At 56.6% G+C, this 21,623-nt stretch carries 20 protein-coding genes; 17 read left to right on the top strand and 3 right to left on the bottom strand.

Annotated features, from left to right (window positions below; translation table 11 throughout):
• The first annotated feature begins 37 nt into the window (after positions 1-37).
• The 11 genes from ABOK31_RS29245 to ABOK31_RS29295 all read left to right on the top strand — a co-directional run bounded on the left by ABOK31_RS29245 (position 38) and on the right by ABOK31_RS29295 (position 8,060).
• Positions 38-829, top strand: a complete 792-nt coding sequence (locus ABOK31_RS29245; RefSeq protein ID WP_349962397.1) for a hypothetical protein — start codon at positions 38-40, stop codon at positions 827-829.
• On the top strand, positions 826-2,763 hold the full coding sequence (locus tag ABOK31_RS29250) for a mechanosensitive ion channel family protein (protein WP_349962399.1): 1,938 nt from the start codon (positions 826-828) through the stop codon (positions 2,761-2,763). The genes ABOK31_RS29245 and ABOK31_RS29250 overlap by 4 nt, the downstream gene beginning before the upstream one ends.
• 68 nt (positions 2,764-2,831) lie before the next feature.
• A complete protein-coding gene (locus ABOK31_RS29255; protein WP_349962401.1) occupies positions 2,832-3,899 on the top strand; it encodes a hypothetical protein in 1,068 nt (355 codons plus the stop codon).
• Positions 3,900-3,915: 16 nt separating this feature from the next.
• Positions 3,916-4,113 (top strand): hypothetical protein, encoded by a 198-nt coding sequence (locus tag ABOK31_RS29260; RefSeq protein WP_349962403.1) that lies wholly within the window; start codon positions 3,916-3,918, stop codon positions 4,111-4,113.
• 89 nt (positions 4,114-4,202) lie between these two features.
• Positions 4,203-4,451 carry a DUF982 domain-containing protein gene (locus tag ABOK31_RS29265; RefSeq protein WP_349962405.1) on the top strand — a complete coding sequence of 83 codons (249 nt, stop codon included), beginning with the start codon at positions 4,203-4,205 and terminating at the stop codon, positions 4,449-4,451.
• 129 nt (positions 4,452-4,580) lie between these two features.
• Positions 4,581-5,348 (top strand): DUF2092 domain-containing protein, encoded by a 768-nt coding sequence (locus ABOK31_RS29270; RefSeq protein ID WP_349962406.1) that lies wholly within the window; start codon positions 4,581-4,583, stop codon positions 5,346-5,348.
• Positions 5,345-5,965 (top strand): hypothetical protein, encoded by a 621-nt coding sequence (locus ABOK31_RS29275; protein WP_349962407.1) that lies wholly within the window; start codon positions 5,345-5,347, stop codon positions 5,963-5,965. Before ABOK31_RS29270 ends, ABOK31_RS29275 begins: the two co-directional genes overlap by 4 nt.
• 150 nt (positions 5,966-6,115) lie before the next feature.
• A complete protein-coding gene (locus tag ABOK31_RS29280) occupies positions 6,116-6,541 on the top strand; it encodes a cysteine rich repeat-containing protein (RefSeq protein WP_349962810.1) in 426 nt (141 codons plus the stop codon).
• Complete coding sequence (locus ABOK31_RS29285) at positions 6,538-7,125, top strand: OmpA family protein (protein ID WP_349962409.1); 588 nt, start codon at positions 6,538-6,540, stop codon at positions 7,123-7,125. The genes ABOK31_RS29280 and ABOK31_RS29285 overlap by 4 nt, the downstream gene beginning before the upstream one ends.
• Before the next feature lie 297 nt (positions 7,126-7,422).
• Entirely contained in the window at positions 7,423-7,680 is a 258-nt protein-coding gene (locus ABOK31_RS29290) for a type II toxin-antitoxin system Phd/YefM family antitoxin (protein ID WP_349962411.1), read from the top strand.
• On the top strand, positions 7,677-8,060 hold the full coding sequence (locus ABOK31_RS29295; protein ID WP_169645997.1) for a type II toxin-antitoxin system VapC family toxin: 384 nt from the start codon (positions 7,677-7,679) through the stop codon (positions 8,058-8,060). Before ABOK31_RS29290 ends, ABOK31_RS29295 begins: the two co-directional genes overlap by 4 nt.
• Positions 8,061-8,464: 404 nt before the next feature.
• On the opposite strand, the gene ABOK31_RS29300 is transcribed toward ABOK31_RS29295, so the two are convergent.
• Entirely contained in the window at positions 8,465-9,364 is a 900-nt protein-coding gene (locus ABOK31_RS29300) for an AraC family transcriptional regulator (protein ID WP_349962412.1), read from the bottom strand.
• A 174-nt stretch (positions 9,365-9,538) separates the two neighbouring features.
• Between ABOK31_RS29300 and ABOK31_RS29305 the strand changes: the two genes are divergently transcribed.
• The gene (locus ABOK31_RS29305; protein WP_349962414.1) at positions 9,539-10,492 is read left to right on the top strand and encodes an aldo/keto reductase; all 954 of its coding nucleotides are present in this window, start codon (positions 9,539-9,541) and stop codon (positions 10,490-10,492) included.
• Positions 10,493-11,012: 520 nt separating this feature from the next.
• Here ABOK31_RS29305 and ABOK31_RS29310 read toward each other — a convergent pair.
• Positions 11,013-12,167 carry a hypothetical protein gene (locus ABOK31_RS29310; RefSeq protein ID WP_349962416.1) on the bottom strand — a complete coding sequence of 385 codons (1,155 nt, stop codon included), beginning with the start codon at positions 12,165-12,167 and terminating at the stop codon, positions 11,013-11,015.
• A 274-nt stretch (positions 12,168-12,441) separates the two neighbouring features.
• Here ABOK31_RS29310 and ABOK31_RS29315 point away from each other — a divergent pair, with 274 nt between their 5' ends.
• Both ABOK31_RS29315 and ABOK31_RS29320 read left to right on the top strand, forming a co-directional pair.
• A complete protein-coding gene (locus ABOK31_RS29315; RefSeq protein WP_349962418.1) occupies positions 12,442-12,624 on the top strand; it encodes a DUF3606 domain-containing protein in 183 nt (60 codons plus the stop codon).
• A 66-nt stretch (positions 12,625-12,690) separates the two neighbouring features.
• Positions 12,691-17,055 (top strand): hypothetical protein, encoded by a 4,365-nt coding sequence (locus ABOK31_RS29320; protein ID WP_349962420.1) that lies wholly within the window; start codon positions 12,691-12,693, stop codon positions 17,053-17,055.
• Between the two features lie 177 nt (positions 17,056-17,232).
• Here the strand turns inward: ABOK31_RS29320 and ABOK31_RS29325 are convergent, their stop codons facing one another.
• Positions 17,233-18,243, bottom strand: a complete 1,011-nt coding sequence (locus ABOK31_RS29325; protein ID WP_349962422.1) for a CBASS cGAMP-activated phospholipase — start codon at positions 18,241-18,243, stop codon at positions 17,233-17,235.
• A gap of 112 nt (positions 18,244-18,355) precedes the next feature.
• Here ABOK31_RS29325 and ABOK31_RS29330 point away from each other — a divergent pair, with 112 nt between their 5' ends.
• From ABOK31_RS29330 to ABOK31_RS29340, 3 genes are read left to right on the top strand one after another with little or no spacing between them, the layout of a single operon-like run.
• Positions 18,356-19,480 (top strand): CBASS cGAMP synthase, encoded by a 1,125-nt coding sequence (locus ABOK31_RS29330; RefSeq protein ID WP_349962424.1) that lies wholly within the window; start codon positions 18,356-18,358, stop codon positions 19,478-19,480.
• On the top strand, positions 19,473-21,158 hold the full coding sequence (locus tag ABOK31_RS29335; protein ID WP_349962426.1) for a ThiF family adenylyltransferase: 1,686 nt from the start codon (positions 19,473-19,475) through the stop codon (positions 21,156-21,158). The genes ABOK31_RS29330 and ABOK31_RS29335 overlap by 8 nt, the downstream gene beginning before the upstream one ends.
• Before the next feature lie 22 nt (positions 21,159-21,180).
• Positions 21,181-21,597, top strand: a complete 417-nt coding sequence (locus ABOK31_RS29340; protein ID WP_349962427.1) for a Mov34/MPN/PAD-1 family protein — start codon at positions 21,181-21,183, stop codon at positions 21,595-21,597.
• Positions 21,598-21,623: the final 26 nt, after the last annotated feature.

A 21,623-nucleotide genomic window follows, 5' to 3' on the forward strand; every position in this document is an offset into this window, starting at 1 on the left:
TGACTTCATGCCAGCAGCTTGTGTGGAGGCTGCGCGGATGAAGGCTTGGATATCAATCGCATGTGTTCTTTCGGCGGGGGCTGCGGCTGCTCAGGAACATACCGATGTCAACGAGGCCAACAATCCTTTGACACCGAAGATTACGATCAATCTGCAGGATTACTACCTACCGAGCTTCATCGACACGCCTGGCGACCCGAAAGCAAACCAGTTTCTTCTGCGCGGGCTTGTGCCGTCGGATCTCGGCGGTCTTCCGCAATTGTTCAGGTTCACGCTACCCGTCGCCACCTCCCCCGACACGCCGAGCGGTTATGTGACCGGCCTTGGCGATCTCACCTTGATGGACATCTTCGTCTTGCCGAAAAAGGGAGAGATAACCTTTGGCGGCGGACCGCTGATCGTCTTGCCGACGGCAACCGATACGCAACTGGGCAACGGCAAATGGCAGGCGGGCGCGGCCGGTATCGTGGTCGCCCCGCAGGACTGGGGACTGCTGGCGGGACTGATGACCTATCAGGCCTCATTTGCGGGCAAGGAGGATCGTGAAGACGTCAATCTCCTGACTTTTCAGCCGATTGTGAATTTCAACCTGAAGGACGGCTGGTACCTACGCTCTTCGGCGACCTGGAATTTCAATCTGGAGAATGGCAGCAGTTACATTCCGATCGGCTTTGGCGCCGGCAAGGTCATCCCGCTTCAAAACGGCGCGACGATGAATGCTTTCATCGAGCCGCAATATACCGTTTGGAACGATGGCCCGGGGGCGCCGCGCTGGCAGATTTTCGCGGGCCTGAATTTCCAGTTCCCGATCAGAAAGCCATCGCAATGAGCTGGCTGTCGGTCCGCGCATTCCTCGCTGCCGGTGACCATACGGGAGCCACCGCGGGCCTGGCCCAACAACAGAAGATCGATGATCTCGTCAAGCTCCTTCGGGACCCGGATATTCGCAGCTGGCTGACGACGCAGTCGGCAGCAGTTCCCCCTGCCCGGTCTGCCGGGGTGGCGCCGACCGGAGGCCTGGCGGGTTGGGAGGCCTCCACCCGAACCCACGTCAATGAGATCATCTCTGCCATTCCCTCCGTACCGTCGGAGATTCTCTCTGCCTCCTTACGGGTACGCCAGGATGCGATAGCCCACGGCTTTGCGCCCGTCTTCCTGATCTTTGCCGGGCTTGTCGCTTTGGGCCTCGCGGCCGAATGGTTTTACAGGAAAGCTCACTTGTCGGACGAAGGGCTGGCGGCGCGACTTGCCCCCATCTGCGTATTCGCCTTGGGCATTGCCGTCGTCTTTTTCGCCGTCGAGTGGCCGCCACTCGCCCGTCTCGTCCTTCTTGCCTATCTTACGGGTTTCGTCGTCTTTCGCGTCTGCTCGGCGCTGATCGGCATTACTGTCTCCCAATCCTCGCTTCGCCTGCGAGGCCGCATTCTCGCAGCGGTCTTGTCGTTCGCCGTCGCCGGCGCCGCATTGGCGCAGCCGCTCGGCGTGGTCGAGCCCGCCGCCGACGCAACCTCTATCGGCTTCTCACTCCTCGCGTTGGCGCTTGCGACAGAGGCCATCTGGACATCGTGGCAGCGCTCGACAAATTCGAAGGCAGCCATGGCGCTCATCTTTGTCATTGTCTGGTGCCTGTGGGCGTTCGGTCTCAAGGCCCTGTTCTGGCTTGGCCTTTATGCGGTCGCGCTGCCCGCGCTCTTGTCGGGCGTTGGCCGTGCCGCTGAAAGTGTGGTCCGGAGTGACGCCTCCGGCATCAGACGCGTGCTCGTGGTTCGCGGCGCGCGCGCGATCGTTGTTGCAGCTGCCACGAGCTGGCTTGCCATCGTCTGGCAATTGAACCCGCAAGGACTTGGTCATGACAATCCCGTCGTTACGGCAATCTTCTACGGGCTTCTGAAAAGCGTCCTGATCCTCCTCCTTGCCGATCTCGTTTGGCAGCTTGCCAAGAACTGGATCGACCGCAAGCTGGCTGCTTCGTTGGACACATCGGCTCTTGCCCCGGCCGATGCCGCCCGCCAGGCGCGTTTCCGCACCCTACTGCCAATCCTGCGAAACGGGCTTGCCGTGGCGGTAGCCGTGATGGCCGGCCTAATTATCCTCTCCGAGTTCGGCGTACAGATCGGCCCCTTGATCGCCGGCGCCGGAATATTTGGCGTAGCCCTCGGTTTCGGCTCGCAAACACTGGTCAAGGACATTATCAGCGGCGTTTTCTACATGTTCGACGACGCCTTCCGGGTCGGCGAATATATTCAGGCGAAGAACTACAAGGGTACGGTCGAAGGGTTCAGCCTGCGCTCCGTGCGGTTGCGCCACCATCGAGGTCCGGTCTTCACCGTGCCGTTCGGCGAGCTCGGCGCGGTTGAAAACATGAGCCGCGACTGGGTGATCGACAAGTTCCGCATATCCGTCGGTTTCGACACGGATGTCGAGAAGGCCCGTAAACTCACCAAGCAGATCGGCACCGAGCTGATGGAAGACACCGAACTGGGTCCATTGTTCATCCAGCCGTTGAAGCTGAAGGGCGTGGAGGAGTTCGGCGATTATGGGATCGTGCTGAGCTTCGGCATGATGACCGTGCCGGGAATGCAGACCTATATCCGTCGAAAGGCATATCTGAAGATCCGCGAAGCCTTCAAGGCGAACGGCATCGACTTCGCCCAGCCCATCGTCAACGTCGGCGGCGACGACAAGAGTAACGGCGCGGCCGCGCCCGCTTCGATTCTCGCCAGAAAAGCCAGGACGACCGAGCCGACGGAGGGGCCAGGTTGAATTCGGGTGACGACGGCAACAGGATCAGGATCATGCATGGAGGCCCCTTTTGTCGGCTAACTTCGTGCATGGGGATGCGCAAACGCGGCTGGAGGGCCTTCGTACTCGCGATATTGACGGCGGTCGTGCCGCTTCTGATGCTGCTTTCGACCGGGGGTGCCTATCTCGCGGGTCTGTTTCTACAGGATTGGGGAGCCTGGGCAAAATTCCTGATTGCGCCCGTGCTGCTGACATTGGCGGAAAAGTCGATCGCTTTTGCGATCGACGAATGTACCAGCCTCCTGTTTCGAGTGCCCCTCGTCGCAGCCATATCGAAGGCGGATGCGACGAGAGCCGTAGAAAGCGCGAGAAGACGTTCGACATCCGGCGTCGCGGAAGCGATGTGCCTGCTGGTCGCTCTCGCTGCCTCGGCCGCAAATGCCTCCAATTTCCTGAGCGGCGGCGCGCCACCATGGGCAACATCGCAAAATTCACTCACCGTCGCCGGGATATGGTGCCTGCTGGTCAGCAACACGATCTACTGGTTTCTGCTTGTCAGGCTAGTCTGGAAACATCTCGTCTGGTCAAGCTTTCTTGCCGATATCGCGGATTGCCGCTTGCGACTGGTGGTCACGCATCCTGATGGTCATGCCGGTCTGGGCTTTCTCGGCCTCTATCCCACAGGTTATGGTCTCTTCACCCTGGCCGTCAGCTGTGTGGCCGCTGCTTCCGTCGGTCATGTCATGCAACGCGAAAATATGACTGCAACCGTCTTCACAGCGATCTGCGCAGGCTGGCTCATCGTGGTGACGCTTTACTATGCGCTTCCGCTCGTCGGACTTGGCGCCAGAATCACGCGGCTGAAGAAGAAAGCGATGCTCGCAGCGATGGTGAGGGCGACGGACTACGAACGCTGGAGCGAGCAGTCAGCGCTTGGCACCAATATCTGCGACGACGAGAAAGACGAGAAATTCGTCGAGCTCCACGATGCCAAGCCGATCTGGATCGCCTCGACGAAGATGTCAGCCTTTCTGATCAACCGTGGTAACCTCTGGCCACTGCTTGTACCAGCTCTTCTGCCGCTGCTTCTGGCAGGAGCTTCATCTCTGCCGTATTCGCAGCTTGGTCCGATGGTGAAGCGGCTATTGCTTCTTTGAGAGAAGGACTTATCCGATGTGGTTTCCCATTGTCGTTCGCGTGCCCTTCGCGATTGCCGGTATCATCTCCGGATGGTTCTTCGCGGAAGGTACCCTGCGATACGACATGGTCCAGCTGGCGATCTCGCTCCTGATGCTCGCGGCATCCATTGCCTGCGTGATCTACGGACCAAGAATCCTCAGAGGCTTACGCTCCCGAAAAGATAAAAGCTGATAAAGGCGTCATCCGACCTCATGTTGCTGCAACTTTCCGCAGCTTCCTTTCGTACGATCTTGGATCGTAGTGCCGAAAGGAAGCGGGACATGTATGACGCAAAATGGCAGGCCCCCGTTGTCATCGATCTATCGCACCCGCACGGGCGCCAGACCATCACGACGGTTCGAGAAGCCGCCGACTGCCTCATGGACATCTGGCCGGAGCCGGACCACAGCGTTGAGCGCGACGAGGCTCTTCGCATCTGCCTTGAAGTCTTCGAGGGCAATGCCAGCGCCGACGATGCGAGAGACGCTTTCCTGGCCGCCGCGAGATCAGCGGGACTTTCGACATCATGACATGATCGCAACCGGGCGATTTACGCGTGCGTTTACGTCCGTGTTTACCGTTGCGTACTTCCTCGACATGATCTCAAACGCCTAGCCTTACCTTGTCCCGATCCATGCGGGGGAAAGGAAGGCAATGCGATGCTTCATTTGAAACGGTCGCGCCTCTTGCTCGCGACAATAGCACTGCTCATTGCTGCAAACTGCGTGAGCGCGCAGGAGCAGCATGCAAGGGAGCCGCGCATCGAGCCAGAATCCATCGAGGCCCTCAAAAAGATGGGCGAGCATCTGCAATCGCTGCAAATCTTCAGTCTGAAGGCAACGACGACGGCGGACGTCATCCTCGATACCGATCAAAAGCTCGAAATTGGCGGCACGGCGACCTACGAGGTCAAGAGACCCGACCACCTGCGCATCGATCTGACGACGGACGTCGTTCACGGCGAACTGGTCTATGACGGCAAGACGCTTATCTACGCATCGCCTGACAAGAATGTTTACGCTCAGGTACCGGCACCGGCCACCATCAAGGACACGCTGGAGCAGGCCGCCCAAAAATATCATCTGACTTTCCCGCTGGCGGATCTTTTTTCCTGGGGAACGCCCGACGCACCGATCAATCTGATCCGCGAGGGCTTCTTCGTCGGCCATGCCAATATCAATGGCAAGGAAACCAATCACTGGGCGTATCGGGGACCGGATCAGGACGCGGAAATCTGGATCGCCACGGAAGGGGCGCCCCTTCCCCTGAAGGTTTCCCTTGTCGACCGCGAAGATCTTACCCGGCCGCGGATCACCTCGATTCTCGAATGGACGGAAAACGCGACGATCCCGGACGACACGTTCGCCTATAAGCCGGCCGAAGGCGCCCAGAAGATCAAGTTCCTCGGCGAGGAGGACAAGAAATGAAAAAGCCCGGCATCCTTCTATCCGCGCTTCTGGTCACGGCACTCGTTGCGCCTCACATCGCCGAAGCGAGAGGCGGCTTTCGCGGCCGCATGCCTCGCATGAATTTTGGCGGCGGCGGTCTCCATGGCGGCTTTCATCCGGGCGGCGGCGGCTTTCGCGGCTTCAACGCGCCAGCGCATTTCCAGCCGCGTTTCCATCCAGCGGTGGCACCGCATCCCGCGCATGGGCCGCGGCCAACGCCTCATCCCGCTCCGCATCCAAATCCGTCCGGGCTGCATCCTCACCCACCGACGCCAACACCGCACCCGAACCCGCATCCAGGGCCTCATCCCTATCCCGGCCCAGGCCCGATTCCTCCCGGGCCGCACCCTGGACCCTATGGGCCGGTTCCACCACCGGCGGGGCCCTATTGGCCGGGATATTGGGGGCCGGCACCCGCAGCGGTATGGGGAGCGGCAACGGCAATCGCCGTTGGAACTGTGATCGCAACGCTTCCGCCGGCCTGCACCGCAGTCGTCGTGAAGGGCATCTCCTATCAGGACTGCGGCGGGAACTGGTTCGAACCGCAATATAGCGGCCACGCTGTCGTCTATGTCGCGGTGAAGGACCCGAGATAGAGGAAAGGCGAAGCCGATCGGAGCGGCAATCGACACAGGAAATACTCGTTTATGTCAATGCCGACGGCAAGGGACCGTGATGTCGACAGCCATTCAACGGTCCCTTCTCCGAAAGCGCCAAATCGCTGCACTTTGGGAACAAGGGAGATAATGATGAGGAAGACCGGAAGGCTATTTTGTGGATTGCTATTGGCGGGAATGGTCTCCGCAGGCATCGCGAAGGCTGAGACCGTCAGCTATGCGGATGCGATCTCGATACTTGCGAAGGATTGCGGCGCTGACATCAAGAAGCTCTGCAAGGGGATCAATCTTGGAAATGGCCGCGTCGCGGATTGCCTGAAAGAGAATACGACGAAGGTGTCCCCCACCTGTACCGCATCTCTTTCCAGCGTCGCGACGTCGATCCAGCAGCGCGAAGAAGCACAGGCAGCTTATGAAAAAGTCTGCGCCCATGACATGGCGCAGCATTGCCGAGGTGTCAAAGGCGACGGTTACATACTCGCCTGCCTGATAAAGACGCAGCGCCTCGTCGGCGACAAATGCAATCAAGCAATCACTGATGCCGGATGGAGATGAAGCCGATGAACATCAGAGCAAACATCATGACCGTCTTGGCATTGACCCTAGTCGTTCCGGCCTATGCATCAGCGCAGCAGGTGTCGGAGCAGCGGATTGTCACCGGCCTCGACAAGCTGACGAATGCGGCGCCGATCGTCGATGTCGAACTCCTTCGTCAAGAGGCGATGAGCGCCTCGGGCAAGGATATGGCCGGGCTTCCCAATTGGAGCAAGGTCGTCCATCTGCCGCAGATGGTCGTGGAAGTCGATTTCCAGAACGACTCGGTTGCGATCGAGCCGGAATCCTACCGCACGCTTGGCATGATCGCCGATGCCCTGCATCATCCAAACCTCTGGGATTACAAGTTCCTGGTTGTCGGCCACACGAGTTCGACCGGAAGCGACCAGCACAATCTCGACCTCAGCCAGCGGCGCGCGGACGCGATCAAGGAAATCCTTGCGACAACCTTCGCGGTCGCGCCTAATCGTCTCTTTTCAGTCGGAGTCGGCAAATACTTCCCGATTGCCGGCTCGAAATCTGAAGCAGCCGACAACCGTCGTGTTCAACTCTTCAATCTTGGCGTTCTTACCAGAAAGCCCTGAAAATCAGAGTGACACGCATGAAGGATGCCGATTGGGAGCCAACCAGATCATGTCGTTGTTTTTGCTCTTGCAAGGAATGCGGACACACAACCTATATTTTCAAGTCATAAATAGCTGGAATCATTGTTCCTTCTCATTCAAGTGGACTTGATCCAGAAAAATGTGAAGATCGCGACGCAAGTGAACATGATGTCAAAACTCGCCCTGCGGCTCTACCTCCCGCCATACCCTTGACTTAGACCAAGTCATAGACCATTTCTTGGAAGAAATACCGAAGGATTTAAAGGAGCCTGGGCTATGCGCGTGTCTGTTAGTGAGGCTAAAGGGCAGCTCACCGAACTGGTGAAGCGAGCCGAAGCCGGAGACGAAGTCATCTTGACCCGTCGAGGCCATGAGATCGTGCGCCTGGTCGCTGTCGCAGCCGCACCTGGCCTTAAGGGGCGGCGCGCACTGATGGAGAAAGTCAGGGCATCGGCAGCAACCAAAGTGCTTCCAGGGCCAGCGGCTGCACGCAGCCAGGACTTTCTTTATGACGATAACGGGATGCCAGCATGATTGCCGTTGATACATCGGCACTCATGGCAATTGTATTCGATGAGCCGCAGAGCGAAGCCTGCATGATGGCAATAGAAGAGGCCGATGGGCTGTTGATTTCCGCCGGCACCGTTGCCGAGGCCCTGATCGTGGCCTCACGGCGCAATGTCGGCGAAGAAGTCAGCGCGCTAATTTCAGGTCTCGGCTTCGAGATCGTGTCTGTGACAGCAGCCTCTGCCCGTCGAGTCGCCGACGCCTATGGTCGATGGGGCAAGGGCGTTCATCCGGCCGCATTGAACTATGGCGATTGCTTTTCATATGAAGTCGCAAAAGAGCATGATTGTCCGCTGCTTTATGTGGGTGAAGATTTCCTGCAGACCGACGTGCGCCCAGCTCTTTAGCAGCTAATGTCAACCGAAACGGAGCGAACCGATGGGTTAGATGCCCCGTCCGTTGAATGGTTCAGCAGGATCGGCTCCATGGCGTCTCGTAAATGCCAGTTATATAAAGATCGTTCCCCTTCAATATTATTTCACGAGAAAATCTATCGAGGCTTCAGGTCCATGCTCTCGAGAAGGGATTGAACCGACGACCTTGCTATTACAAAGGTGCTCCACCTCAAATTTTTCAATAGCATACATCAGCTTGACTTCTATGGAATGACCGGTTCGCTGCCGAAACCGGACCGGCGGCTTCTGGTGCCGGCGGGAGGGATTGCGCAAGCGCACTCTTGTGGATGCGTTCTCGTTGATCACCTCTGGATATTTGGGCTAAACGTTGGTGCGCCGACTTATGTAAGCTGAATTCAAGCGAGCACTGCCAAGCCCGGCGAAGCACGCAAGCGGGCTATGTCGCGCGCCGGCGGTTCTCCAAAGTGGCGCCGATATTCGCGAGTGAACTGCGACGGGCTTTCGTAACCCACGCGGAAGGCGGCGGTCGTAGCGTCGATGTCCTGGACCAACATCAGGCTGCGCGCGTCCTGGAGCCTTAGCTGCTTCTGGAATTGCAGCGGCGTCATCGCCGTCACAGCGCGAAAATGCTCGTGCAGGCTCGATGGACTCATGCCAACTTCCGCGGCAAGCCGCTCTATGCTGAACCGCTCCCGGAAGTTCTGCCCGATCCACGCAATGGCGCGGCCAACTTGGGCAACCCTCCCCTGGCTGGAGGTAATCTGCCGCATCCTGGCACCATCCGGACCGGCGAGCAGGCGATAGAGAATTTCCTGCTCGACAAGTGGACCGAGTACGGGCAGCGCTGCCGGTTCGTCGAGCAAAAGCAGCAGGCGCAGCACCGCATCGAGCAGACTGGCACCGGCGTCGGACACCGTCTTGCCTATGGGCCGAGTGGGCGCTCCCGTTGGCGGCGACACGTGCAACCCCAGCTGTCCCAGCATGACTGGATCGAAATCGAGGAACAGGCAGAGATAGGGCTTGTCGGGTGTTGCCTCGACCACCTGGCCGGTCACCGGCAGATCGTAAGTCACGATCCCATAGCGGCCCGGCGCATATCTGAACACGCGGTCGCCCAGAGTGACCTCCTTTTGCCCCTGTGCGACAAAGCACAGTTGCGGCCGGTATACGTTCGGCATCGGCATCGTCACCGTAGAGGATCGAGCAAGCATCACCCGTTCGATAGGGGTGGCATGGAAGCCATCCTTCGAGACGTGCCGAGCAATCGCCGCAGAGATTTCGGTCAATGTTTCCATGCCTCGAACCATCGCACGCGTACGGGAGGGCAGCAAGGCGGATCGACGCGGCTTCTGGAGGATTGGGCAGTAAACGCGGTGCATCAGGCTAACGGTTCGGCGTCGGCGCGCATCATAGTGTCCGCAGTGCCTGGGTCAAAGTGAGCCTGGCTGCAGAACAAGCTTGGAGCGAACATGACAATCGATTCTCTTAAGGTTCCCACAGTCGCATTGGGCACTTGGCCCTGGGGCGACAGCGGAGAGACCGGCGATGGCTACTTCGGCAGCAGCCTCACTCAGGCTGGTCTGGAAGAACTCGTGGAAAAGGCGCATGCGGCCGGATTCACACTATGGGATACCGCCGTGGTCTACGGCATGGGCCGTTCAGAGACCGTACTCGGGAAGGTACTGGAGCGCTACGCTCGCGGCGACTACCAGCTCTCCACGAAGTTCACCCCGCAGGCGGCAGGGACCAGCGATGATCCTGTGGCAGACATGCTGGAGCAGAGCTTGGTGCGCCTCGGCACCGACTACATCGACGTCTACTGGATTCACAACCCGGCCGATGTGCCGCGGTGGACTCGGCACCTAATCCCGTTGCTGAAGAGCGGAAAGGTCAGACATATCGGCGTCTCGAACCATAACCTGAGTGAGATCAAACTCGCCGACCAGATCCTTGGAGAGGACGGGTTCCGGGTCGAGGCCATCCAGAATCACTACAGTCTCCTCTACCGCAGCTCCGAGCAAGCTGGCATTCTGGACTACTGCCGCAACCAAGGTATCCCATTCTTCGCCTACATGGTGCTTGAACAGGGCGCCCTGACCGGCAGGTACAGTCCGGAGAACCCGCTGCCTAAAGGAAGCAGCCGGGCGGAGACTTACAATGGCATGCTACCTCGGCTAAAGGCGCTGACAGACAAGCTCGCCTCGATCGGCCGAAAGCAGGGTGCGACAGCATCCGATGTCGCGACGGCATGGACCATCGCCAAAGGCACGACGCCGATCATCGGCGTCACCAAACCCCATCATGTCGAAAGCCTGGTCCGAGCCCGCGGCATCACCCTCCACGATAATGACATTGCGGAGCTGGAAACCCTCGCTGACGCCGCCGACGTGAACACCCGCGGCTGGTGGGAAAAAGAGATGTAGATCTGAAGACTAGCCGTACGACGTCGTCAGACCGCCGTTCCGAACAATACGGCAGGCGATCATCTCAAGTTTGCCTCTGGCACAAAAGCCGCCGCGCCTAATTGCGCCAGATGACCGCTTCCGGGATATGCCTGCCGCCTGCCCAATGACCAAAAAAGAAGGCGCAAAGCTGTCGCCCCGCACTTGGCTGCAGCGCCACTTTTAAAGATCACGACCCACCGTCAACAAATCGGATCCATTGATGTGAACGGAATCGAACCCACGTCCCCGCTATTGCAAAATGTCGTCAACCTTAAATTTTTCAATGGCATGCATCGGCTTGACCTGGATGTAGTAGCCGATTTGGGGCCTACGAGAATTTCGCAGGTTTTGGCCGATAGCAGGGAGAACCCACCCTTCACCCTCCACGAACATTTCTGACGGTCACGACTCAAAAATCGATTGGCCAGAGGCCGCTGCCCTGTAACTTCCTGAGACAGGCTTGAGTTAGTAGCGCGACGACGTTTAATTCAAGATGTATCTACCTAAAGAGCTCCATAGGAATAAAAATTTCATTTTCCCCATGCGTCTTGGCCTCGAAATCAATCGGGCCGCAGCCTACTTCGCCGTTCGGCATGCGCCTCACAATCAAAGCCAATTTTTTCAAAGTCATGCTATCGTAGCAGAGCCAGCGAAGAACTTTATCTCCCCCCTCCTTTATTTGCGCCTTGTCCTCGCCAAGCGTTTCCATACTAGTGAGGACCTGCGCGATTGTGCCGGCGGCTATATCCGCGGTACTGAGAAGGTCGAGAAACTCGAACGCCTTTGGTGTGAATGGCCGAGCCCCACCCAAACGACTGAAAGGCTTGGTCGTGTATAGCGGAAGGACGCGGTAGAGAACCTCAAGGAGCTTGGTATGCTTTTCCGGAGTTTCTCCGATCGCGTCATGATCGGTCATCCAAAAAATCTTCTGTCCGGGCTGCCCCAACAGCGCAAGGAGATAAGCTATACAATGCAATATCCGGAAGAGCTTCTCGCCAGCTTGCGGCGCAATGGTGCCGTAGCCATTCTGGTCCAACGCGTCGGCAATGTGCCGGATAGGCTCGGCCTCGTTTGGCCCGAACAGGGACGGGATTGTTTTGTCGATAACGAGGGTGAATAACAACCCATTGATATAGCTGTCGCAAAGCCGCAAATAATCTGGGAGCATTCGACGTAGCGGGCCATAGCGAAAGTCCTTGAAGGCAATCTCTTTCTTTCCAAGGCCCGATTTGGCCCGAAGGGAGGCCATCTTCTGTTTAAAGGGATCTAAGGATCCGAAGGCGCAAACCATAAAGGAATAGGTGAAGAAGTGGCTCGACTGATCTTCGCCGCCATAGTCGCTGAATATTCCGACGGTCCGATTTGCCAATGCACTGAGATTGGGGAGCAAAAGCTTTCCATCAGCGTCGCGGGCCTTGAAGCCCTGTTCAAGGAAATGTGCCAAACCAGGCAATTTCGAGCGATTTTCCTCGGAAAGAACATTCAGGTTTGGCGAGCGCAAAGTCACTAAGCGGGCACGTTCAATTTGCTTTGGATCGAAAGTAAATCGCTTGCGATACATGTCGGTCTGGCCCATTCGACATAAAGGGATTTTCACCGCCGCGGCGCTTTTAGGTCCGCGCCGGAATGAGCATGCAAACATACTTTTGGTCAAGATCGATGTCCGCCTTGAATTGTCTGACCAAAGTCGGCTTACAACCGTAACGCCGGCGCGCTGCAGATGGAAGGGGCCGATAGCGGTCGAACGCCTCCAATGAGTATGCGAGCTATCGGATGTCCGTGCCCCATAGAGTTCACCCGTAGCCATTTTCCTGCGATTTAGCCCCGTTGCGGCATAATTCAGCACTTGCAACCCAGGCGGATGTAGTGGGAAAAGAATTGCGCGTGTCGTGATTGTAATTTTACATTAATGAAGCGAGGAGCGGCAAATGGCGGACGACAAGAAGAAAACGGGTGTGCCGGACAGCAAGACTATCAACATGTCGGAAGACTGGGAAAAAGAATACTGGAAGAAGAAGTTCGACGTGTCCGGTCAAGCTCTAGCTGGCGCGGTGAAAGCGGTCGGAAAATCGGCTGCGAAGGTCGAGAAGTACCTAGAAGATAAGAAGTAAAACCTAGACTTCGAATACGCGAGAGTACGCTGCACAGCAAACGCGGCGCGGACGGTGAGACCTCGAGTGACAATAGACGCAACAAATACCGACCGTGTCCAACGGACCTTTTATCGGCTTACAAACGAGGAAGTCGCCGATCTGGAAACCGCCATCTCAGTTGCGCGGCGAGGGTACTGGCGAAAAGAACTAGGTTGGGACGAACTGCTCAAATTCCGGCGCGTGCTTATCGTGTCGGAATCCGGCTCTGGCAAGACGTATGAATGCCAAGCCCAGCAGAGACGACTTTGGAGAAATGGCGAGGCGGCGTTTTTCCTCGACCTCTCCACACTCGCAACCGATCCAATCAGCGACATGCTTTCGTTTGAGGAACTGGACCGGCTAGACCGTTGGCAGCGATCGCAATCCGATGTGGCTACGTTCTTCCTGGATTCGATCGACGAGCTCAAACTAACCAGGGGAAAGTTCGACACTGCCCTCAAGAAGCTCCGGAAGGTAGTCGACGGACAGTTGGGAAGAGTCCGCTTAATTGTCACCAGCCGACCGGTGCCAATCGATCGCCAACTGATGATAGAACAGTTTCCCATTCCAAAACCCGACACCGTCGTAGCGTCCGCTGATGCCTTCGCCGACATCGCTATGCTGGGCAGCCGGGCCCTTAACCCTGACAAGGATGATCGTGAGAGTGGCTGGGCAAATGTCGGTCTGTTGCCTCTCTCGACGAGCCAGATGCGCGCGTTGGCGGAGTCTCAAAATGTCTCCAACCCTGACGAATTGCTTCGTGATATTGTCAAACGTGACGCCAAAGAATTTGCCGAGCGTCCGCAAGATCTGGTGGAGCTCTGTGCAGACTGGCGTAATCAGCAACGGATAAGAAGCCATCGTGATCAGGTCGAGTCCAACGTCGTAGCGAAGCTGAAGCCAAACGCCGAGCGCGAAGAACGCACAACACTATCGACAGATACGGCGCGATCATACGCCAGTCGGTTAGCTTTGGCGGCCATCTTGATGCGAAAGCTTACTCTCCGCTATGACGCCAGCACTGACGACGTAGAAGCAAGTGAATCCGCTTTGGATGTATCGCGGCTGTTGTCAGATGCCAATCCCGACGAACAGAAGACACTGCTTGAACGCCCGCTTTTTGGATTCGCAAGCTATGGCCGGGTTCGATTTCACCATCGGTCCGTTGTTGAGTACTTGGCTGCCGCTCGGCTCGAGACGCTTTTGGCAAGAGGCGTGCCGATTAAGTCTATCAAGCGCCTTCTCTTTACCGAAACTGCGCAGGGATTGCCTATCGTGCAGCCCTCGATGCGACCGGTCGCAGCTTGGCTGGCCCTGACCCGTGACACAATTTTCGAGGAAATTGTTAGCCGCGATCCGTCAGTTGTGTTGGATTTTGGCGACCCTCAATCACTGCGGCCGGAACAGCGCATTCTCGCCCTTGAAGCCTTTATAACGCGCTACAAAGATGGCGAATGGCGTGGGCTTAGCATTCCCCATGTGCAAGTTCGCCGCTTTGCATCCCTGGAACTGGGAGAAACTATTCAAAGGCACTGGAAGGCGGGCATCGCCAACCACGAGATCAGGGATTTGATCCTCGACCTAATCGCTGCAGGGCCAATTTGCGCCTGCGGAGATATTGCTTACGAAGTAGCGCTCGATCAAAAGATGCCTTCCCGGTTAAGAAGTAGGGCTGTCAGCGTTCTGGTTTCGCTTGCGGATCGTCGCGTCCCGGAGATTGCTGATGCGCTTGCGACGTTGCCAACCGAGTGGGATGAGGATGTCACTCGAAGAGCATTCTTGCATCTCTTCCCCAAGCATCTGCCGCTTCCAACGTTGTCCAAAATTCTCGCGCGGATTCGTGAGGGGAAAAGCACGGTCGGCAGTCTTACATACCATTTGCCTCAGATGATCGAGGAGGTGGCAGCCGACGACCTCGACCTTGATGCTCTCAGGGACTTGCTCACCACGCTCGTTCGAGTGGGAACATGTTGGCAGCCAAAAGATCACCCCCACCTCAAAACCGACCGTCATGATTTGCTCGACGCGCTTCTAGCGGTTTGTCGCCGCCAATGTGATCTCGATGTTCGAACGGCCCCTTGGATATCGTCGACTTTGCTCGCACTACGGCTCAATGACAGGCACCAACGGGATAATGAAAGGGTGAAGGTGCTAGAGGCAGCCATTGCCGATTTGCCCGCCCCCGCCCGGGAGTTAGCTTTTTGGGCCGAGCACGCATTTTTGTCCTCCATGTCGCAGCCCGACGATCCGTGGTCATGGCTGTATACCATCGTCAATGATGGTGGCCTGCCACTTTCTGCCGAAAAGGACGAAGTGTGGGTTCTACGGCGGTTAGCAGATCCCAATGAGCTGCTGTTCCACCGCCAAATGATGCTGTGGACCGTAATGACGGGTCTTATCTGCCGCACGCACGGGAGCCTAACGACACTTCGTGACCTCCTGGTCCTCGTCGCGGATTCGACCGTGCTCACCCAGACCGTCGAAGACCGAATGAAGCCAAGCCCACGCAGCGAGGAGATGCAACGACAGGAACAGCAATTCGCGAGGCGGCAAATGGTTGAAGAGCGTAAAACCGCTAAAGCGCGTGCAAGCTGGGTAGAATTTTGGAAAGAGATAGCTGCTAACCCCGACGAACTCTTCAAAGACGAAAGAGCGCCGGGAACGGCCTGGAATTTATGGCGCGTGATGGAGCGCACAGGATCGGAGAGCCGCTCAACTGGGTGGAACAGGGAATATATCGAGAGCCAGTTCGGCAAGGCGGTTGCAGATAAACTTCGAGCGGCCATGCTTAAGGTCTGGAGAAATGACCGCCCAACACTCCGTAGCGAGCGCCCTGAAGGAGAAAAGGGCACATTTCTGACACGTTGGCAGTTTGGCTTGGCAGCCATTGAGGCAGAAGCGGAAGATGCGGATTGGGCGAAGAAGCTTACTCCCGACGAGGCCCAGCTGGCCTGCCGCTACGCCCCAATACAACTGAACGGCTTCCCCTTCTGGCTCGAAACTCTCGCGGCATCGCACCCCAATGCAGTTGAAAAGGTGCTCGGTGGAGAACTCACGCTCTCCCTTGGCGAGAACGCTGGAGAAAACCATTCGAGCGCATTGCAAGATATCCAGCACGCATCGCCCAAGGTTGCTGGCCTTTTCTTGCCGCGGATTCGCGAATGGGTGGAAACGATGCTGAAGCCAGATACCAGCGTCGTCGCGTCAGATCTGCTGGTCGATCAGGCTATCGACATCCTTATGAAATTTGGCAGCGAGCATGATCATTCGTTTATCGAGCAAGCGGTCGCCCGATTTCTTCAAGGCGGCCTTGAGGTCAAAGGAGCGCGGATTTGGCTTCCGCTTCTCTTTAGGCTTAACGCAATCCGTGCAACTGAAGTTCTCGAGGCCGGCCTGGCGGGGATCACACCGGGCAAAGAAACGGAAGCCGTTGCATGGTTCGCACGGTTGTTTGGCCGCGATCATGACAGCAACGCCGTTTACGTCAAGGGAGCGGGATTCACACCAAGCGCGCTACTCCGCCTTACCCGACTAGCCTACATCCATGTTCGGCCTACAGACGACACGTATCATGAGGGCACCTTCACGCCTGACACTCGCGATAACGCCCAGAATGCGCGAAATGCTTTGTTAGGCGCGATCCTCGATCTGGGTGGAGCGGACGGCTGGGCGGTAAAGATGTCGCTGATAAACGACCCTCTTTTTGCCCACTTCGCGGACCGAGGACGAATTCTCGCCGAAGAAAAAGCAGCGGAAGAAGCAGACGCGGTAAGCGTGACAGAGGCTGATTTCAAAATGCTTGATACTTACGGTGAGGCGCCGCCCAATACACGTGACACAATGTTTCAACTGATGCGTGATCGCCTTGAAGATATCGACGATCTCTTGCTTCAGGATACATCGCCTCGGGAAAATTGGGCGGTAATTGAAGACGAACGCGTTTTGCGTCGTGCGCTTGCCCATGAGCTGAACAGCAGAAGCAATCACCTTTATACAGTCGATCAAGAGGCAGCGACAGCCGACGAAAAAGAGACGGATATCAGATTACGATCCACTTCGTCGCCCGAGCAAGGGACGATCGAGCTCAAGATCGGCGAGAAGCCACGTTCAGCCGCCGAATTGCGCGGTGCAATGAAGGACCAATTACTTACCAAGTATTTGGCGCCAGAGCGCACCCGTTCAGGCTGCCTCGTAATTAGTGTGGCCACCGACAGAACATGGCTACATCCAGATACCCAACAGAAGATGGGATTGAACGAGCTTATTGAGTTTCTAAACGTCGAAGCACGGAAGCTTGAAGCCGAAACCGGTGGGTCCGTACGGCTTATGGCGAAGGGGCTCAATCTGCGCCCTCGGCTGGCGACTGAGCGTGACACTGCAACGGCGAGCAAGGCTTTGTACAAGTCTTAAAGGCATAGTAATCTGGATGGCTCGGTCGGAAAACAACCCCAGTCTGGTCGTGTGCAAGGCCGACAATAAACGGCAGTTTTTGGGAAAATTGCGATTCAACAATCCCGAACACGGGTCCGGAGACCGTTCCAGCGACTACCTTGATCCTATCTCTCGACTTTTTTCATGTGTTGGACATTAGAGATTTCGCAGAGAAGTTGCCTTTCCCGGGAAGTCGGGAGCGGGAGCACGATGCTGGAAGAAATCCCGCAACGCCGAGCTATTGATGTTTGCGTTGACCGTAGCCATCGCCAGTCCCAAGATTGTCCTCTGGGCACTTGCTGTGGCAACGTCCAACGCCAAATGCTCAGTCTGATCGGGAGACTGCTCACTGTCGAGGCGGAGGTATCGGTCTTTCAACCGATGCTTCAACATGTAATCCGAGACCTTCTGCTGAGAAGCAAGAATGACGCTCACCAATCTCTGATCTCGAGCCCAACCGAATATACCCAACTCTCGTCCGCTAGCGTCGGCGAATGAAAAGCTCGAGGTTGTGGTGCCAATGCTCATCACGTGCACATCACTAGGTTCGACGCCGAGGAAGTGCTCAGCTTCGTGAACAGCCAGAAAGTCGGGCGAGTTGGCGAACATACCTCCATCGGCATAAAGTGAGTGTTCCACTTCGGCGATGGGAAAGTAAGTGGGGGCGGCCGAGGTGGCCATGGCTACGTCTACGAGACGGAGGCGCTGATCGCGGGTGAAGGTTTCATGATGAGGTGTCTTGAAAACCTGCGGGCCGCCCTTGGTGAGATTGACCGCCGGCACAAGAACGCGATGCTTGAGATCACCGATTTTCGTTTCTTCCCCGAGCATCTTGGTAATCGTCGACCGCAGATGGTCAGGATTGTATTTCGGCTTGTTGATGTAGCGCCAGATGTCCCTGAATTGCCCAACCCAACCCTTCGGCACTGGCCTGTTGGAGAAGATGGAGGGCCCTTCGCGCTCGAAAGCCTCCTGGATGTCCTTCGCTTTTACCTCATGCGCCAAGCCAAGCGCGATGATGCCACCTATCGAAGTACCGGCGATCAGATCGAAGCTAGATGCGATCGGCCTACCGAGATCTTCCTCGAGCTGCGCCAAAACGGCGACGGTGTACAGCCCCAGGTACCCGCCACCGCTAAGAGAAAGAATGTTGAATCTTTTGGTCATGAGCCCCCAAAGCGCTTGCGACGGATTAGTTAAAAATTGGTAGTGCTTACCCTTTTAAACGAAGCTTGGCATTACTACATTTGCGATAATAGCGGCCAAAGGGAATCAATATATGGCAAATGTTTCGAAGCTTTTGCACAATACAGTTGACGATAATTACCTTGCCAATTTGAAAGCTGACGAAACCTCCCTTAGGAACGCTCGAACCAAAATCCGGGAACGCTTGAGAGATGCGTTTGCGAGATCGAGCGCGGAAATATTCGGCGTTCCGGTCCGACCGAAATTCTTCACCCAAGGCAGCTTCGCATACAAGACCCTCAACCTTCCTGCGTTTCCGCCCGATCAGCAGAAAGACCTCGATGACGGTTGCTACCTGCCCCTCTCTTTCGTAAGGGGCGAGCGACCATCGCAAGCTGCATCGGCATTCTTCGCCTTCGTGGAGACTGCTTTAGCCGGCCTAGCAGAAGAGGAAGGTTGGGTGCTCATCAAAGAGAAAGCTACATGCGTGCGGCTTGTGATCAGTCGCGACGGCCATATAGACATACCCTTGTATGCAATTCCCGACGGCGACTTCCAGCATCTGGAAGAGGCGCGAAACGTCCAGAAAATGCATACCGCCGATGCGAAAATCGACTCTTGGGACGCTTTGCCGTCCGACGCCGTCCTTCTTGCCCATCGCGAGAAGGACTGGGTCGAATCGGATCCCCGCAAAATCCACGATTGGTTCATCGACGCGGTCGACCTCTACAAAGAGCGCCTCCGTCACGACTCTCGCTACATGAAAGCCTGGCGCGACCACCATCGGCTGGATGAAGATGGGTTGACCTCCATCAACATCATGGCCTGCGTCTGGAAGGCGTACGAGGCCATCCGCGGTCCGTTCCTTCCGGATCGTGCTGACGAACGGCTTCTGCGCGTGGTCGAAAAGATACAGATGTACTTGGTAGACGATGTTCGTATTCCGCCGTGTGGTGACGAGAATATCAACCGCATGACGGCCACCGAGCGAAAGAGGGTGATCGGAAAACTGCAGGAGCTTGAGGCAAGTCTCCGAGAGATCGTGACAAAGTGCGACAACGAGAACCGCGCCATTGAGCTGCTCAGGGCAGGCTTCGGTCCACGCGTTCCATTCCGCCCGGACCTGGTCATTATCCAGGCCACGCCTGCGGTGACTGTCCTGTCTGAACCGAAGAAAAAGGTTCCAGCGCCTGAGGTGGGACGTTCGATTAGTGGCTGACGCCGACGATTTAGCACGACTCGAGGTCCACGCGGCCCTCGGTGACCTCGGGTTTGAGCGTGACTATCGGCGCTCCGGCAGGTTTGTCTACACGGGAACACTCGACAGAACGGGTCTTTCGGTGCCGGTCTCAATTGAAATCACCGATTTCGACTTCGTCGATTATCCGACCATCAAGATCACACCTCAGTTTGCCTTGCCCGATCGCAAGCTGCCTCACGTCCTCGGAGTTGATCGTACCGTCTGTTATTATGCAAAAGGTGCAGTCATTCTCGATCGCTACGATCCCGCCGGCACGGTTCTGCAGTGTCTGAACAAGTGCGAAGACGTGATCCGAAAAGCGTTGGGCGGCAAACTGAATGACGACTTTGCCGAGGAATTCGGTTCTTATTGGTCTATGGTGAACTCACTCGTCGATCTGCCGCCAGGTGCCACCGGCAAAGCAAGCGTGAAGTACATCCGCCTTCATCCAACAAAGAAGCCAGTGCCGGTACTAGCAAAGGACAGCTCATGGCTTTGGTCTCGCGATCCCGTGAAGGGCGGCAAAGACCAGGGCGAGTCGGCATTCATCGTCCGAACTAATGCGGCTCTCTCGATCAACCCCAATGCAAAATGGCCTCCGGAGACCCTTACGGAGCTTGATCTGTGGCTCGGCTGGAACGACGGCGCACTGATGGGAAAAATCCAGGAGGCAATCGCCAAGAGCAAAAATACCGTAGCCATCCTCGCGATCCGGGCATCAAACGGGCTGTTTCTCTGCCGCGCCTCTATACCGGTGGCGTATCAGACCACGGAACTGCTAAAGACCCGTCGAGAGAAGCTTTCCAAGACCCTTACAAAGATCGGATCAAAGATTTCGATAGAGCGGGTCAACTCCGCGCCTGCTGACGCGGACTACGTCTTTGGCAGAAACCTGGAAGGCAACTCAAACCTTGCTGGAAAGCGAATTCTGTTGATCGGCTGCGGTACTATCGGCAGCTTTCTCGCGCAACAGCTCGCGCAATGCGGAGCCGGTTTCAGAAATGGTGAGCTAACCCTCGTCGACCCTGAATTGCTTTATCCGGCGAACCTCGGCCGTCATCTACTGGGAGCACCGTTTCTCTACGAGAACAAGGCAAATGCTTGCGCCGAATTCATCAAGGGCCAGCTACCACCGTTGAATATCCGTCCTGTGGCGAACTATGCTGAGAGCGTCGAAATTGGTCCGAACCATTACGATCTAGTAATCGATGCCACGGGTGAAGAAGCGCTCTCGATCGCATTAAACCATCACGCCGTCAATAAACGGCCAAGATCGCCACCACATTTGTTTGTCTGGCTGGAAGGCAATGGTGCCGTAGCTAAGTCGATTTTGACTGGTGATCCCGACCACGCCTGCCTCAAATGCCTGAAGCCTCGTCTTGCCAAAGACCCTCGGCACAAGACATTGAAATCAGCGGAGGATATCGTCGTAGAGAGAAACGCCGCATGCGGAGATGGAGCATACGTCCCCTTCCCTGTTTCCCGTTCGGTTGGAGCAGCAGCGCTAGCGTGCGATCATGTGCTCGACTGGGCCAATGGCGTTCACAACGACCGATTCAGAAGCCGGACTTTTGACAATGCGAAAGCCTACAATATTGCCGACAGCAGCCCAAAACGATCTGCTGACTGTCCCGCTTGCGGGAAGTCTAGCGCTTGAGTGGCAGCCTCAACGGTATGTCTTGATCCATCCCTATTGCGTGGAAGCGATGTTGCACTACACCCAAGGACAGGAACTCGGCCGCGAGGCGGGGGGCATCTTTCTAGGTAGCTACCGCGGCGTACATATTGAGATCACGGCAGTAACACGTCCGCTGCAAGGAGATCGCCGCGAGCGCTACCGTTTCGACCGAAACGATCCTGGTCATCAAGCCGCAGCGAAAGCAGCTTGGGTAGAATCCGGTAAGACGACCACATTCACGGGAGAATGGCATACCCATCCGGAGAGCAATCCGCTTCCCTCGCCTCGTGACCTTCAGACTTGGAGGGAAATGATCGCCAAAGCAACCGATCCCCTTCTGTTTATCATTCTGGGTTGGTCGAGCAACTGGTATGGCGTCGGCTACCGAGGACAAGTTCATCCGGCTAAGCCCATTTGAAAATCGTCGTAGCACTTCGCGCCGTT

The organism is Rhizobium sp. ZPR4, from assembly GCF_040215725.1.
GTDB lineage: Bacteria > Pseudomonadota > Alphaproteobacteria > Rhizobiales > Rhizobiaceae > Rhizobium > Rhizobium rhizogenes_D.